This is a genomic window from Pseudomonas canadensis (assembly GCF_000503215.1).
Taxonomy (GTDB): domain Bacteria; phylum Pseudomonadota; class Gammaproteobacteria; order Pseudomonadales; family Pseudomonadaceae; genus Aquipseudomonas; species Aquipseudomonas canadensis.
In genome coordinates, this window is record NZ_AYTD01000001.1 from 486850 (window position 1) to 501457 (window position 14608).

At 60.3% G+C, this 14608-nt stretch carries 15 protein-coding genes; 8 read left to right on the forward strand and 7 right to left on the reverse strand.

Going from position 1 to position 14608, the window contains the following annotated elements; all coding sequences use genetic code 11:
* Positions 1-28: 28 nt before the first annotated feature.
* The 6 genes from U367_RS0102095 (at position 29) to U367_RS0102120 (ending at position 6454) form a co-directional block, all read left to right on the forward strand.
* On the forward strand, positions 29-943 hold the full coding sequence (locus tag U367_RS0102095; RefSeq protein ID WP_003188099.1) for an ABC transporter permease subunit: 915 nt from the start codon (positions 29-31) through the stop codon (positions 941-943).
* Between the two features lie 2 nt (positions 944-945).
* Positions 946-2223, forward strand: a complete 1278-nt coding sequence (gene livM, locus U367_RS0102100; protein ID WP_016976932.1) for a high-affinity branched-chain amino acid ABC transporter permease LivM — start codon at positions 946-948, stop codon at positions 2221-2223.
* Positions 2220-3095, forward strand: a complete 876-nt coding sequence (locus U367_RS0102105; RefSeq protein WP_028615532.1) for an ABC transporter ATP-binding protein — start codon at positions 2220-2222, stop codon at positions 3093-3095. Before livM ends, U367_RS0102105 begins: the two co-directional genes overlap by 4 nt.
* Positions 3092-3808, forward strand: coding sequence for an ABC transporter ATP-binding protein (locus tag U367_RS0102110; RefSeq protein ID WP_010213569.1), 717 nt, complete (start codon positions 3092-3094; stop codon positions 3806-3808). The genes U367_RS0102105 and U367_RS0102110 overlap by 4 nt, the downstream gene beginning before the upstream one ends.
* A gap of 789 nt (positions 3809-4597) precedes the next feature.
* Positions 4598-5365: an SDR family oxidoreductase gene (locus tag U367_RS0102115; RefSeq protein WP_028615533.1), complete on the forward strand. Its 768-nt coding sequence runs from the start codon at positions 4598-4600 to the stop codon at positions 5363-5365.
* Positions 5366-5548: 183 nt separating this feature from the next.
* The gene (locus U367_RS0102120; protein ID WP_028615534.1) at positions 5549-6454 is read left to right on the forward strand and encodes a cation diffusion facilitator family transporter; all 906 of its coding nucleotides are present in this window, start codon (positions 5549-5551) and stop codon (positions 6452-6454) included.
* A gap of 45 nt (positions 6455-6499) precedes the next feature.
* On the opposite strand, the gene U367_RS0102125 is transcribed toward U367_RS0102120, so the two are convergent.
* From U367_RS0102125 to ureE, 5 genes are all read right to left on the reverse strand, one after another.
* Positions 6500-7609 carry an AGE family epimerase/isomerase gene (locus tag U367_RS0102125; protein WP_028615535.1) on the reverse strand — a complete coding sequence of 370 codons (1110 nt, stop codon included), beginning with the start codon at positions 7607-7609 and terminating at the stop codon, positions 6500-6502.
* A 170-nt stretch (positions 7610-7779) separates the two neighbouring features.
* The gene (locus tag U367_RS0102130; RefSeq protein ID WP_028615536.1) at positions 7780-8352 is read right to left on the reverse strand and encodes a HupE/UreJ family protein; all 573 of its coding nucleotides are present in this window, start codon (positions 8350-8352) and stop codon (positions 7780-7782) included.
* Between the two features lie 22 nt (positions 8353-8374).
* Complete coding sequence (gene ureG / locus U367_RS0102135; RefSeq protein WP_028615537.1) at positions 8375-8989, reverse strand: urease accessory protein UreG; 615 nt, start codon at positions 8987-8989, stop codon at positions 8375-8377.
* Between the two features lie 14 nt (positions 8990-9003).
* Positions 9004-9678, reverse strand: coding sequence for an urease accessory protein UreF (locus U367_RS0102140; protein ID WP_028615538.1), 675 nt, complete (start codon positions 9676-9678; stop codon positions 9004-9006).
* A complete protein-coding gene (gene ureE, locus U367_RS0102145; protein ID WP_016976942.1) occupies positions 9675-10175 on the reverse strand; it encodes an urease accessory protein UreE in 501 nt (166 codons plus the stop codon). Before ureE ends, U367_RS0102140 begins: the two co-directional genes overlap by 4 nt.
* A 277-nt stretch (positions 10176-10452) precedes the next feature.
* Here ureE and U367_RS0102150 point away from each other — a divergent pair, with 277 nt between their 5' ends.
* Positions 10453-10950: a C40 family peptidase gene (locus tag U367_RS0102150; protein ID WP_028615539.1), complete on the forward strand. Its 498-nt coding sequence runs from the start codon at positions 10453-10455 to the stop codon at positions 10948-10950.
* 5 nt (positions 10951-10955) lie between these two features.
* Here U367_RS0102150 and U367_RS0102155 read toward each other — a convergent pair whose 3' ends face one another.
* Positions 10956-11588, reverse strand: a complete 633-nt coding sequence (locus tag U367_RS0102155; protein ID WP_025857330.1) for a TetR family transcriptional regulator — start codon at positions 11586-11588, stop codon at positions 10956-10958.
* A gap of 152 nt (positions 11589-11740) precedes the next feature.
* Positions 11741-12112: a hypothetical protein gene (locus U367_RS0102160; RefSeq protein ID WP_028615540.1), complete on the reverse strand. Its 372-nt coding sequence runs from the start codon at positions 12110-12112 to the stop codon at positions 11741-11743.
* 359 nt (positions 12113-12471) lie between these two features.
* Here U367_RS0102160 and U367_RS0102165 point away from each other — a divergent pair, with 359 nt between their 5' ends.
* A complete protein-coding gene (locus U367_RS0102165) occupies positions 12472-14541 on the forward strand; it encodes an AsmA family protein (protein ID WP_028615541.1) in 2070 nt (689 codons plus the stop codon).
* The last annotated feature ends 67 nt before the right edge of the window (positions 14542-14608 follow it).

Genomic DNA, 14608 nt, shown 5'->3' on the forward strand with positions numbered 1-14608 from the left:
GCAGGTGCTCACCGCGTGAGATTGCGTTATGGATGGTATTTTCCTGCAGCAACTGGTCAACGGCCTGACCCTCGGGTCGGTCTATGGCCTGATCGCCATCGGCTACACAATGGTCTATGGCATCATTGGCATGATCAACTTCGCCCACGGCGAGGTTTATATGATTTCCGCTTACCTCGCGGCGATCAGTCTGGCACTGCTGGCTTACTTCGGCATCGAATCCTTCCCGCTGCTCATTCTCGGCACCTTGATCTTTACCGTCGTCGTCACTGGCGTATACGGCTGGGTCATCGAGCGTGTCGCCTACAAACCGCTGCGCAACTCCACCCGACTGGCACCGCTGATCAGCGCCATCGGTATCTCGCTGATCCTGCAGAACTACGCGCAGATCGCCCAGGGCGCCAAGCAACAAGGCATTCCCACCCTGCTGGCCGGGGCCTGGCGTGTCGATATCGGCACAGGCTTCGTTCAGTTGACGTACACCAAGGTGTTCATCCTCGTGGCGGCGTTTGCCGGCATGGCGTTGCTCACTTACATCATTAAATACACCAAGCTCGGCCGCATGTGCCGCGCCACCCAGCAAGACCGCAAGATGGCGTCGATCCTGGGCATCAACACCGACCGGGTGATCTCCTATGTGTTCGTCATCGGCGCCGCCATGGCGGCATTGGCTGGCGTGTTGATCACCCTTAACTACGGCACCTTCGACTTCTATGCCGGCTTCATCATCGGCATCAAGGCGTTTACCGCAGCGGTACTCGGCGGCATCGGCTCCCTGCCTGGGGCGATGTTGGGCGGGATCATCCTCGGTATCTCCGAGTCGTTGTTCTCGGGGTTAATCAACTCTGATTACAAAGACGTGTTCAGTTTCTCCCTGCTGGTGGTGATTCTGATTTTCCGTCCCCAGGGCCTGCTTGGTCGCCCACTTGTGGCGAAGGTGTAAACATGTCTGCTGCCAAACCTATCGATATCAAGAAAAGTGTGGTCGATACAGTCCTCGCCGGGCTGATTTCACTGGTCGTGTTCGGTCCGATCGTCGGCGTGGTCCTCGACGGCTACAGCTTCAACCTGGAACCGGCCCGCGTGGCCCTGTTGGTGGCCATCGTGATGGTCGGCCGCTTTGCCATGAGCCTGTTCCTGCAAACCCCCAAGGGCCTGAAGATTCTGCAGGGCTTCGAGAGCACCGGCTCCGGCGTGCACGTCTTGGCGCCGGACTACAAGTCGCGGTTGCGCTGGATCATCCCGGCACTGATCGTGATCGCCATCGTGTTCCCGATCTTCGCCAACAAGTACCTGCTCACCGTGGTGATCCTCGGGCTGATCTATGTGTTGCTCGGTCTGGGCCTCAACATCGTGGTCGGCCTGGCAGGCCTGCTCGACCTGGGTTACGTGGCGTTCTACGCCATCGGCGCCTACGGCCTGGCACTGGGTTATCAATACCTGGGCCTGGGTTTCTGGACGGTGCTGCCGCTGGCGGCCATCGCCGCAGCGTTGGCGGGGTGCATACTCGGGTTCCCGGTGCTACGAATGCACGGGGACTATTTGGCCATCGTGACCCTGGGCTTTGGTGAAATCATCCGTCTGGTGCTCAACAACTGGCTGTCGTTTACCGGTGGGCCCAACGGCATGCCGGTGCCCTCGCCGACCTTCCTCGGCCTGGAGTTCGGCAAGCGCGCGAAGGATGGCGGGGTTCCCTTTCATGAATTCTTCGGCATCGACTACAACCCCAACATCAAATTCCTGTTCATCTACATCGTGCTGTTCCTGGTGGTGCTGGCCGTGCTGTACATCAAGCATCGCCTGACCCGCATGCCGGTCGGCCGCGCCTGGGAAGCCTTGCGCGAAGATGAAATCGCCTGCCGCTCCATGGGCCTGAATCACGTGTTGGTCAAGCTTTCGGCGTTCACCATCGGTGCATCGACGGCGGGTTTGGCCGGGGTGTTCTTTGCCAGCTACCAGGGCTTCGTCAACCCATCGTCGTTCACCTTTTTCGAGTCGGCGCTGATCCTGGCCATCGTGGTCCTGGGCGGCATGGGCTCGACGGTGGGCGTGGTGATCGCGGCCTTCGTATTGACCGTCGCCCCGGAGCTGCTGCGCAGTTTCTCCGAATACCGCGTGCTGCTGTTTGGCGTGTTGATGGTAGTGATGATGATCTGGCGACCGCGCGGCCTGATCCGGATCAGCCGCACCGGTGTGACGCCACGTAAGGGGGTAGCGCCATGAGCAAGGAAGTCGTGCTCTCCGTGGAACACCTGATGATGCACTTCGGTGGCATCAAGGCCTTGAGCGACGTGAGCCTCAAGGTCGAACGCAACTCTATCTTCGCCTTGATCGGCCCCAACGGCGCCGGCAAGACCACGGTGTTCAACTGCCTCACCGGCTTCTACAAAGCCAGCGGCGGCAAGATCCAACTCAACCTTCGCGGCAAGCAGACCGACGTGATCCAGTTGCTCGGCGAGCGCTTCCAGCCCACCGACTTCGTGTCGCCCAAAAGCTTTCTCAGCCGGGTGTACTACAAGATGTTCGGCGGCACCCACCTGGTGAACCGCGCCGGCCTGGCGCGGACGTTCCAGAACATTCGGCTGTTCAAGGAAATGTCGGTGGTGGAAAACCTGCTGGTGGCCCAGCACATGTGGGTCAACCGCAACATGCTCGCGGGCATCCTCAATACCAAGGGCTACCGCAAGGCCGAAAGCGACGCGTTGGACCACGCGTTCTACTGGCTCGAAGTGGTGGACCTGGTGGACTGCGCCAACCGCTTGGCCGGTGAACTCTCCTACGGCCAGCAGCGCCGCCTGGAGATCGCCCGCGCCATGTGCACGCGGCCGCAGATCATCTGTCTGGACGAACCCGCTGCGGGCCTCAACCCCCAGGAAACCGAAGCCCTCAGCGCGATGATTCGCCTGCTGCGCGATGAACACGACCTCACGGTGGTGCTGATCGAGCACGACATGGGCATGGTAATGAGTATTTCCGACCACATCGTGGTGCTGGACCACGGCAACGTGATCGCCGAGGGTGGCCCGGATGCGATCCGCAACGACCCGAAAGTGATTGCCGCCTATCTGGGCGCTGACGAAGAGGAGTTGGTATGAGTGCACCTATCCTCGAAATGAAGGACCTGGACGTGTATTACGGCCCGATCCAGGCCCTGAAAAAAGTCTCGCTGCACATCAATGAAGGCGAAACTGTCAGCCTGATTGGCTCCAACGGCGCGGGCAAATCCACGCTGCTGATGTCGATCTTCGGCCAGCCGCGTGCCGAGTCGGGGCAGATTCTCTACAACGGTGTCGACATTACCCACAAGTCGTCGCACTACATCGCGTCCAACGGCATCGCGCAGTCGCCGGAAGGGCGGCGGGTGTTCCCCGACATGACCGTCGAGGAAAACCTGTTGATGGGCACCATCCCTATTGGCGACAAGTTTGCCCAGGAAGACATGCAGCGCATGTTCGAGCTGTTCCCACGGCTCAAGGAGCGGCGTAACCAGCGCGCCATGACCATGTCTGGCGGCGAGCAGCAAATGCTCGCCATTGCCCGCGCGCTGATGAGCCGGCCCAAGCTGTTGCTGCTGGATGAACCGAGCCTGGGCCTGGCGCCGATTGTGGTGAAGCAGATCTTCTCGACGTTGCGCGAGCTGGCCTCCACCGGGATGACCATCTTCCTGGTGGAACAGAACGCCAACCATGCGCTGCGCTTGTCGGACCGCGCGTATGTGATGGTCAACGGCGAGATTCGCCTGACCGGCACCGGCAAGGAATTGCTGGTGAACGAGGAAGTGCGCAACGCCTACCTCGGCGGTCACTGATCTAGACAACGACGCGTAAACCTTGTGGGAGGGGGCTTGCCCCCGATGGCGGTGTATCAGTCAGAACACCTGATACTGACTCACCGCCATCGGGGGCAAGCCCCCTCCCACATTTGTTTTTTGTGTTGTCTATAGGCACCTCGCCAAATTGTGGAAAACAAATCCAGCCTCCCTCCAAAGCGCGACATATAGCCGCCGCAAATCCCTGTTTTGTCACAGTTTTGACTTGTCCCCATCCGCTGTGGAACCGGCTGTGGGTAACGTGGGAGTAGCTGGCTGGAAGCCAATGAATCCGTGGCTTGCAGCGCGGCGGTTGTTTTTTGATCAGTAGGTTTTTGGTTGCCAGTCGGGCCCTTTGTCAACCTGTTTAAAGACACAGGTATATGACCGAAATATGTCCCGCCGGCCTGTGGATAAGTCTGTGACTAAACTCTGGAAAGACCGCCGCAGCGGCCGGATTGACTGGCCTCGAGCCATCGTTCTGATTTTGCGATCGGCGACAGGCCTACATACGTCCCAGCCAAGGTCAAGCAAAAAACTTTCTAAAACTGCCTGCAGCCCTTGTGTATAGCGGCCTGAAGCATTGTGTACTTGCCCCCAAAGACTGTGGGCGCTCTTGTGGATAACCTGCGTGCATATGGCTACAAGCCACGGTTTGTATGGCCTTGCGGAATATGGTTAAAAAACGATCAGGTGTGTATCAAGTTGTGTGCTTAGCGGTTGCCGCCATCGCGGCGTACGGGCATTCTGCTGGCTGATTTTTTCCCCGATGCCCGCAAGGAGAACACCATGTCCGACACGCTGTTTATTACTGGCGCAACCTCAGGTTTCGGCGAAGCCTGCGCCCGTCGTTTTGCCGAAGCCGGCTGGAAACTGGTGCTCACCGGTCGTCGTGCCGACCGCCTGAATGCGCTGGTCGAAGAGCTTTCCAAGCAGACTGAAGTGCATGGCCTGGTCGTGGATGTGCGGGATCGCAAAGGCATGGAAGATGCCATCGCCAATCTGCCTCCGTCGTTCGCCAAGCTGCGCGGGCTGATCAACAACGCCGGCTTGGCCGTGGGCACCGACCCTGCGCCCAAATGCAACCTCGACGATTGGGAAACCATGGTCGACACCAACATCAAGGGCCTGCTGACCACCACCAACCTGCTGCTGCCACGCCTGATCGCTCACGGTCGTGGTGCGGGCATCATCAACCTGGGTTCCATCGCGGGTAACTACCCTTATCCGGGCAGCCACGTGTATGGCGGTTCCAAGGCATTCGTAAAGCAGTTTTCGCTGAACCTGCGTTGCGACCTGCAAGGCACAGGCGTGCGCGTGACCAACATCGAACCGGGCCTGTGCGAGAGCGAGTTCTCGTTGGTGCGCTTTGGCGGTGACCAGGCGCGGTATGACGCGACTTATGCGGGTGCCGAGCCGATCCAGCCGCAGGATATTGCCGACACGATCTTCTGGGTCATGAATACGCCGGCGCATGTGAATATCAATCGGTTGGAGCTGATGCCGGTGAGCCAGACTTGGGCTGGGTTTGCTATCGAGCGTGGCGCCAAGGGCTGACGCTCCGTCCTGCTGGTTTTTGTGGTGAGCGAGCTTGCCTCGCGCGGGGCAAGCCCGCTCACCACAGGATCAGGTTTTTACCGGTAATCATGCGTCAAATCGGCCAAAACACGACATAAGGTACACTCCACCCGATAAAACCCCTCCGCACCGTGCGGATTTGAGGTTTTGACGGGAGGAAATGTGAGTAACCGAGGTGAGCAGGCACTGCTCAAACAATCGACCATCCTGATGTTCGCCGTAGCGATCGCCGGGATTGTCACGGGTGTGATTTCTGGCGCCCAATCCATTCTGTTCGACGGCTTTTTCTCGCTGATCGCCACCGCCATCAAGGTGTTGATGCTGATCACGGCCAAGCTGATCGCCAAGAAAAGCAACGAGCGTTTCCAGTTCGGCTATTGGCACTTGGAGCCGATGGTGCTGCTGATCGAAGGCAGTTTCCTCTTGCTGATCGCCATCTATGCGTTCCTCAACGGCGTGTTCGGCATTATCAATGGCGGCCGCGAGATCGAGTTGGGGTTGGTGATCATCTACGCGGCGGTGTTTACCGTCGTCGAGTTCGCCTACTTCTTCTACGTGCGTTATCGCAATCGCCGGCTGAAATCATCGCTGATCCAGTTCGACAACATCAGTTGGCTGGTGGACGCGATGTTGTCGGTGGGCTTGCTGATCAGCTTCCTGGCGGCGCTGTTGCTCAAGTCCCAGGGCTACGGCGAGTGGGCGGTGTATGTCGACCCATTGATCCTGATCCTGCTGGCCCTGAGCATGCTGGCACCGGCGTTCAAGATCCTGCGCCCAGCGTTGCGCGAGGTGCTGGGAATCGCGCCGGACCAGTTGGACGACACAGTGCGCGAAGTGATGGAAGCGGCGCAGGCCAAACATGGTTTCGACGACTACGTGTCGTACGTGCAAAAGCACGGGCGGGCGCGGTTTATCGAGATTCATGTGGTGTTGCCGGCGGATTACCCGGTGGATAACGTCGCGACCCTCGACGCGCTGCGCGAAGAGATATCCACAGGGCTCGGCGCTCCGGATGCGGCGCGTTGGCTGACGATCAGCTTTACCGGAGATCGCAAGTGGATTGCGTGAGGTCAGTGAGACCGAGTTGACGCCTTCGCGAGCAAGCCCTGGCATTCACCCAAGATGCTGGATCAGACCCTGGTAGCAAGTCGCCAAATGATAAGGGGTAGTCGAAGGCATATCCCACCGACTCACCACACCTTGGGCATCCAGGCATTCATTCCAGCCTTTTGCATGCAGAAAATGTTGTTGCAGCGCCAGCAATTGGCGGTGCAGCACCGCTTCGCTGTTGGGTCGCAAGGTCAGTGCCCGCAGGTATTCGGCCTGTGCCCAGATGCGTTGGGTGCCGTCGCGCACCGTACCTTCCAGCGCCAGCATGCCGCTGACTGCACCGCTGAGGTTATCCACACCCTTGAGTTCTGCGTAGGCGAAAGCCCGGGTCAGCGACGCATGCAGCGGCGTACCGCGCAGCACATCCGAAGACTCCAGCAAAAAGAACCATTCGAACTGGTGCCCCGGCTCGAACCAGTTATCCACAGCGTCCAGCGGTTTTTCCATCATCACGCCGTGCTGGCGGTCGATGAAACGCTGCTGCATGGCCGTCGCCAGCGCCAGCAGGGCGGCTTGCACGCTGGCGTCTTCACGCACCGAGAGGGTGGCAAGGAAACCTTCGGCCAGGTGCATCAGCGGGTTTTGCAGCGGGCCTGACTTGAGCGATGACCAGTTGCGTTCCAGCACGGCTTCGTACAGGCCGTCGCCTGTGGAAAATCGCTCGGCGACCACTTCCAGGGCGGCATTGAGGACCGACTCCACCAATGGCTCGCGCACCTTGGCCCAGTAATGGACGCAGGCAAAGATGATGAAGGCGTGGGTGTAGAGGTCTTTGCGCTTGTCCAGCGGCTGGCCGGATGGGTCGATGCTGTAGAACCAGCCGCCGTGTTCGGCGTCGTGGAAGTGCCGTTGCAGTGACCGGAACAGTGCCGCTGCGCGCTCTTGCGCGAAGGCTGCGCCGGGCTCGCCGATCAGGCTGGCAAACAGGTACAACTGCCGGGCGCAGGCCATGGCGCGGTAGCGTTGCGGGGGCAGCGGGTGATGGTCGGCGTCCAGCGCTTCATAGGGCAATGCCAGGTCGGCATTCCAGCCCGGGCCTTGCCAGAGCGGCACGATCAGGCTGTGGAAGTGCGTAAGCACGGTGTTCAAGGAGGGTTGGGAAGCGCTGGGCATTGGCTGGCGTCGTCACGGCAGGGGTGTAGGCGCGCATGGTATCAGGCTTGGGTTCTGTGGTGTCTGTGCTACTGCTATCGCCGGCAAGCCGGCTCCTACACAGGATGACCTCGCGATCATAGGTAGGAGCCGGCTTGCCGGCGATGAGGCCCTTACAAACGCCGCGAATATCAGCCCGCGAGCAACCAGACCCCAGTCGCCGCCGACGCCGCGCCCGCAATCCGCACCAACGGCGCCGCCGCAGCCGGCAGGAAGCGCACCACCGCGTAACCAGCCGCGTGCAACACGGCAGTCGCACCGACAAACCCCGCGGCATACGCCCACGGGCTGGACATGTCCGGCAGCTCCAGACCATGCGCCACACCATGGAACAGCGCGAACAAGGCCGTCGCCCCCACCGCCATGAACAACGGCGGACGCACCGCCAGCGCCACCGCCAGGCCCAGGGCCAACACCGACGCGGCAATCCCGCTTTCCAGCGCCGGCAACGCCAGGCCTTCAAAACCCAACACGCCGCCAATCAACATGGTGCCGACAAAGGTGCACGGCAGGGCCCAACGTGCGGCGCCTTTTTGTTGGGCGGCCCACAAACCGACGGCGACCATGGCCAGCAAGTGGTCGATGCCGCCCAGGGGGTGGCTGATGCCGGCCACCAGGCCGTTGTCGCCATGGCCCGGGTGAGCGAAAGCCAGGGCTGGGGCCAGCAGCAGGGCGGCGGCGGTAAAGAGTTTCTTGAGGCTCATGGACAGGTTCCTTATGGGTTGATCAGGCGGCGGTCAGCAGGCCTTGGCGTTCGATGAAGGCGACGATTTCATCCAGGCCGACACCGGTTTTCTGGTTGCTGAACACAAAGGGTTTGCCGTTGCGCATGCGGGTGGTGTCGCTGTTCATCAGCTCCAGCGACGCGCCGACCAAAGGCGCCAGGTCGATCTTGTTGATCACCAGCAGGTCGGACTTGCAGATGCCAGGCCCGCCCTTGCGCGGCAGCTTGTCGCCGGCGGACACGTCGATCACGTAGATAGTCAGGTCCGACAACTCCGGGCTGAAGGTGGCCGAGAGGTTGTCGCCCCCGGACTCCACCAGAATCAGGTCCAGGCCGGGGAAGCGGCGGTTGAGCTGGTCAACGGCTTCAAGGTTGATCGAGGCGTCTTCGCGGATCGCGGTGTGCGGGCAGCCGCCGGTTTCCACGCCGATGATGCGTTCCGGCGCGAGGGCCTGGTTGCGCACCAGGAAGTCGGCGTCTTCGCGGGTGTAGATGTCGTTGGTGACCACAGCGAGGTTGTAGCGATCACGCAGCGCGAGGCACAGGGCCAGGGTCAGGGCCGTCTTGCCGGAGCCCACCGGGCCGCCGATGCCGACACGCAAAGGTTGTGTGTTCATAATGTGCTTTTCTCCTAGGAACGGAATAGGCGGCTGTATTGGCGCTCGTGGGCCATGCAGGCCAGGGACAGGCCAAACGCGGCGCTGCCGAAATGGTGGGGTTCGATGCGGCTGGCGTCCTGCTGGGCTTGTTGCAGCAACGGCAGCAGTTCACTGGTCAGGCGTTGGGCGGCTTGTTGGCCCAGGGGCAGGGTTTTCATCAGCACGGCCAATTGGTTTTCCAGCCAGCTCCACAGCCAGGCGGCGAGGGCGTCGGCGGGGCTGATGTTCCATGCGCGTGCGGCGAGGGCCCAGCCCAAGGCGAGATGGGGCTCACTGCACTGCTCAAGAAATTCGCGGGCACCGCCGTCCAGTTCCGGCAAACCATTGAGCAACTGTTGCAGCGAGTAGCCCATCTGTCGGCTCTCTTGATACAGCTCGCGGGTCTCACGGCTAGCGCGATGTTCTTCGCACAGCTGGGCCAGGCGCGGCCAATCGGCCTCACAGGCTGCTTGGCAATGGGCGAGTAACACCGGCGCTTCGAAGCGCGCCAGGTTGAGCAGCAACTGATCGCTGATCCAGCGTCGCGCACTGGCTGCGTCGTTGACGCGACCGTTCTCCACCGCCATTTCCAAGCCCTGGGAATAGCTGTAGCCACCAATCGGCAACTGCGGACTGGCCAGACGCAACAGCGCCCAGGCTGGGTTCACAGGCGCACGCCGAACTGGTGCAGCTTGGGCGGGTAGTTGAAATCTTCATCGCCATGGCGCGAGTGATGATGCCCGCCGCCGTAGGCGCCATGTTCCGGCTGGAACGGCGCTTCGATGGTCTGTGTCTGCGCGCCCAGCTGTTCGAGCATGGCCTTGAGCACATAGTCATCGAGCAGGCGCAGCCAGCCATCGCCCACCTGCAACGCCACGTGCCGATTACCTAGGTGATACGCCGCGCGCGTCAGTTCAAATGCGCTGCTGCAGGTGACATGCAGCAGTTGTTCAGGCCGGGCACACACGCGTACGACTCGTCCGTCTTCCGCCTGTAGGAATTCGCCGTCGTGCAGCGGTGGCTGACCGCGCTCCAGGAAAAGGCCGACATCTTCACCGTCGGCACTGAAACAGCGCAGGCGGCTTTTGCTGCGTGCTTCGAAATTCAGTAGCAACTCGGCGGCCCAGAGGGCTTGGGGGGCGATTCGGCGGTGGATCACCAGCATCAGGAAGCTTCCAGCTATGAGCGATGCAAGTGCTAGAGCAAGGGGCTTGCCAACCCGGCTGCAGAGTAGGAATTCCCTGTCAGCAGGGACGGTAACGCCACTAAATAGGGCGTAGGAAGATTTTTGGTGTGAGCAAAAATGGTGCGCTGGCTGGGCTGATGCACTCGCTATGGGCGTTTTAGGATTTTTCCTACGTAGTTCGGGGATTCGCCGTTCAAGTAGTTACCTGCTGTGTCTTTAGTCTGTGCGCCGTGTTCAACCCACTGCGACGTTTATCATGTTTAGATCATTGTGTTGTTTAGTCATTGTCAGCCTGTCTTTTGCCATTTCATCAGCGTCAGCCTCTCTGCAGCCCCGTCCCACGTTCAGCGCTTCAGTCCAAGAAGCCGCCATTGACGATGTGGTTGACCGTGCCCATGAACTGCTCGGCACGCCGTACAAGTGGGGTGGCTCTTCGGTGCAGCAAGGCTTCGATTGCAGCAGCTTCCTGGTTTACCTGTTCAAGACCGAAGCCAATATCCAGATACCACGCACCACCGCCGCCATGCACCGCTCCACGGCTCCGACCATCAAGCGCAACGCACTCAAGCCCGGCGATGCGGTGTTTTTCAAGGCAAACGGGCGCGGCCAAGTCAGCCATGTGGGGCTTTATATAGGCCAAGGCAAATTCATTCATTCGCCACGTACGGGCAAGAACATCCGCATCGATTCATTAAGCAACAGCTACTGGAACAAGCACTACACCACGGCTAAACGTTTTCACACGGCAGGCTGATGGCTTTATTCGGTGCTGCCCAGCCCTTGCCAGTGCTTCAGGCCGATAAAGATAAAGCGCAATTGCTGGGTGATTTTCGCCTGCGGCGTGAGGTGGTCAGGCAGGGCCTGGGCCGGCGGATCGATGATGTCGGGGAGGGTGGCGAACACACTTTTGACGATCAGGTCGGCCATCACATGCAGGCCTTCGGCATCCAGGTGCTGCAGTTTTGGCATGAACGTCAGGTCGGCCGCCAGGTCACGGGTGATGTCTTCACGCAATGCACCGATCGCCTGGCGCACCGCCAGGCAGCCGCCGTATTGCTCGCGGGCCAGGAACAGGAATTGCGAACGGTTGGCCGAGACCACATCGAGAAAGATCCGCACGGAGGCATCGATAATGCCGCCCATCACGAATTCGTTATGGCGCACCAGGCGGATGGTGGCGCGGAAGGTCTGGCCGACTTCACTCACCAACACCAGCCCCAACTGGTCCATGTCGGCAAAATGCCGATAGAAACCGGTGGGCACGATACCGGCGGTCTTCGCCACTTCACGCAGGCTCAGGCTGCCAAACCCACGGCCACACTCCATCAAATGGCGGGCTGCGTCCATCAGGGCGAGGCGGGTCTGTTGCTTCTGTTCGGCGCGGGGCAGCATTGGCGGGCGGGCTTTGTTGGCAAGTACAGCGACGCACTCTAGCAAAACAGGTCTGTTGGCGTCGAACTTGGCGGGGGGGCGGGCGTGACGTGATCTACAGGAAAGCAAAAGCCCGATCGACAGATCGGGCTTTTTTCTCGGCCACCACGGGGTTAGCTCTGTGCTTGATGCAGTTCTTGCAGGCGGTCAGCACCGCCTTCAGCAACGCCTTCGGTGTAGGCGCGTTTGTTGGCTTGTTCAGCACCACCTTCAACCAGGCCTTTTTCTTCCAGGCGGTTGCGGCCGTTTTCGGTCAGGCCTTCGGTGTAAGCGCGTTTGTTGGCTTGTTCCGAACCATTTTCAGCTACAGCGCCTTTGGCGTAGTCACGGTTCTCTTCTTCTTGCGAACCGCTGCGAGCGACGGTCTGGCTGAAAGGAACGGCGTCAGCTTTGACTTGTGGAGTGGCTTGTTCGGCGGCTGGCAGGGCAAAGGCACTGGAAGCCAGGATGGATAACAGGGCGGTAGCGAGTAATTGGCGTTTCATGATGGGTTGCTCCTTGGGAGGGCGATAAAGTGGGTACAGGACTAATGCTACTCTCGATAAGTCGATATAAAAGTTCATAAACACAATGGTAATAATCAACAGAATTGATTGTTCTAGGCGGAGGCTCTAGAACGGGCCTCTCAAGCACGCGGTTTTGCACTGGTGTGGGTATTTTCGACACGCGCGTGGGTAACAATGGTGCGCCGTGGTAGGAGGAATCTGTCGAAGTGGTCAGAAATTGAGGTTTTTCCAGGCAAATCGGGGATCGGGTTAAACCCCCAGGCGGTTTGCCAGTCGTAGTTCTATAAGCTGTCCTTAAAGGCTGTCACCCAGCCAGTCGTATTCAGGAGTCCTGTGCAATGACGCGCACTCGTAAAATCGTCGCTTGGAGCTGCGCCAGCTTCGTTGTGTTAATCGCCGTGGTGGTGTTGGTCCTGGTGTTCTTTGACTGGAACCGCATCAAGCCGCCCCTCAATGCCAAGGTCTCCGAAGAATTGCATCGACCGTTTGCCATCAACGGCAACCTGGCGGTGGTGTGGGCGCGTGAGCCCGATGAAGGCGGCTGGCGCGCCTGGGTGCCGTGGCCGCATGTGATTGCCGAAGACCTGACCCTGGGCAACCCGGACTGGTCGAAAAACCCGCAAATGGTCACCCTCAAGAAGGTGGAACTGCGCATTTCGCCCCTGGCGTTGCTGGTGCAGCGCGTGGTGATCCCGCGTATCGACCTCACCGAACCGAGCGCGCAGTTGCAGCGCCTGGCCGATGGCCGCGCCAACTGGACCTTTAAGTTCGATCCCAAGGACCCGAACGCCGAGCCTTCCAACTGGGTGGTGGACATCGGTGCCATCGGCTTCGACAAAGGCCACGTGACCCTCGACGACCAAACCCTCAAGACCCAACTGGATGTGATCATCGACCCGCTGGGCAAACCCATCCCGTTCGGCGAAATCGTCGGCGACGTCGATGCCAAGAAGGCCCTGGAGAAAGGCTCCGCACCGCAGGATTATGCGTTCGGCCTCAAGGTCAAAGGCCAGTATCACGGCCAGAAACTCGACGGCAGCGGCAAGATCGGTGGCCTGTTGGCCCTGCAGGACGCGGCCAAGCCGTTCCCGCTGCAAGCCCAGGTCAAGATTGCCGATACCAGCATCGCCCTGGCCGGCACCCTGACCGACCCACTGAACCTGGGCGCGCTCGACCTGCGCCTGAAACTCGCCGGTTCCAGCCTGGGCAATCTCTACCCTCTGACTGGCGTGACCCTGCCGGATTCGCCGGCCTACTCCACCGATGGTCATCTGATCGCCAAGCTGCACGAAGCCAATGGCGCGTCCTTCCGCTATGACAACTTCAACGGCAAGATCGGCAACAGCGACATCCACGGCAACCTGGCCTACGTCGCCAGCCAGCCACGGCCCAAGCTCAGCGGCGCGCTGGTCTCCAACCAACTGCTGATGACCGACCTCGCACCGCTGATCGGCGCCGACTCCAACGCCAAACAAAAAGCCCGTGGCGGCGACAGCAAACAGCCGGCGACCAAAGTGTTGCCGGTGGAAGAATTCCGCACCGAGCGTTGGCGCGTCATGGATGCCGACGTGGAATTCACCGGCAAGCGCATCGTGCACAGTGCCGATCTGCCGTTTACCGACCTCTACACCCACCTGGTTCTGAATGACGGCGAACTGAGCCTCGAACCCCTGCGTTTCGGCGTGGCCGGCGGTAAGCTGGATGCGCAGATCCGCCTCAACGGCCGCATCACGCCAATGGAAGGCCGCGCCAAACTTACCGCGCGCAACTTCAAGCTCAAGCAGCTGTTCCCGACCTTCGAACCGATGAAAACCAGCTTTGGTGAGCTCAATGGCGACGCGGATATTGCCGGTCGCGGCAACTCCGTGGCGGCCCTGTTGGGCAGCTCCAACGGTGACCTGAAGATGCTGATCAACGACGGTGCCATCAGCCGCAGCCTGATGGAAATCGCCGGGCTCAATGTGGGCAACTACGTGGTAGGCCGACTGTTTGGTGACAAGGAAGTGAAGATCAACTGCGCGGCGGCGGACTTTGGCATCAAGACAGGCCTGGCGACCACTCGGTTGTTTCTGTTCGACACCGAGAACGCCATCATCTACATCGACGGCACGGCGAACATGGCCACAGAGCAGTTGGACCTTACCATTACCCCGGAATCGAAAGGCTTCCGCCTGTTCTCCCTGCGTTCACCGCTGTACGTCAATGGACCTTTTATCAAGCCGAACGCGGGTGTGAAAGCCATCCCGCTGGCGCTGCGAGGGGCTGGCATGGTGGCGCTGGGTGTGATCGCCGGGCCGGCGGCCGGGTTGCTGGCATTGGTTGCGCCCAGTGGCGGTGAGCCGAATGAATGTGCGCCGTTACTGCAGCAGATGAAGGAAGGCAAGGCGCCCAAGACTGTGAAAGGCTAACTGCAAATGTGGGAGGGGGCTTGCCCCCGATGGCGGCAGACCAGTCGACATCTCAATTGACTGATCC

Bases quoted from the DNA above. Each gene is read 5' to 3' on its own strand.
- ureE (WP_016976942.1), bottom strand. From the start codon at position 10,175: ATGCTGGTGATCCACCGCCGAATCGCCCCCCAAGCCCTCTGGGCCGCC.
- livM (WP_016976932.1), top strand. From the start codon at position 946: ATGTCTGCTGCCAAACCTATCGATATCAAGAAAAGTGTGGTCGATACA.
- U367_RS0102165 (WP_028615541.1), top strand. From the start codon at position 12,472: ATGACGCGCACTCGTAAAATCGTCGCTTGGAGCTGCGCCAGCTTCGTT.
- U367_RS0102095 (WP_003188099.1), top strand. From the start codon at position 29: ATGGATGGTATTTTCCTGCAGCAACTGGTCAACGGCCTGACCCTCGGG.
- U367_RS0102105 (WP_028615532.1), top strand. From the start codon at position 2,220: ATGAGCAAGGAAGTCGTGCTCTCCGTGGAACACCTGATGATGCACTTC.
- U367_RS0102155 (WP_025857330.1), bottom strand. From the start codon at position 11,588: ATGCTGCCCCGCGCCGAACAGAAGCAACAGACCCGCCTCGCCCTGATG.
- U367_RS0102160 (WP_028615540.1), bottom strand. From the start codon at position 12,112: ATGAAACGCCAATTACTCGCTACCGCCCTGTTATCCATCCTGGCTTCC.
- U367_RS0102115 (WP_028615533.1), top strand. From the start codon at position 4,598: ATGTCCGACACGCTGTTTATTACTGGCGCAACCTCAGGTTTCGGCGAA.
- U367_RS0102150 (WP_028615539.1), top strand. From the start codon at position 10,453: ATGTTTAGATCATTGTGTTGTTTAGTCATTGTCAGCCTGTCTTTTGCC.
- ureG (WP_028615537.1), bottom strand. From the start codon at position 8,989: ATGAACACACAACCTTTGCGTGTCGGCATCGGCGGCCCGGTGGGCTCC.
- U367_RS0102125 (WP_028615535.1), bottom strand. From the start codon at position 7,609: ATGCCCAGCGCTTCCCAACCCTCCTTGAACACCGTGCTTACGCACTTC.
- U367_RS0102130 (WP_028615536.1), bottom strand. From the start codon at position 8,352: ATGAGCCTCAAGAAACTCTTTACCGCCGCCGCCCTGCTGCTGGCCCCA.
- U367_RS0102110 (WP_010213569.1), top strand. From the start codon at position 3,092: ATGAGTGCACCTATCCTCGAAATGAAGGACCTGGACGTGTATTACGGC.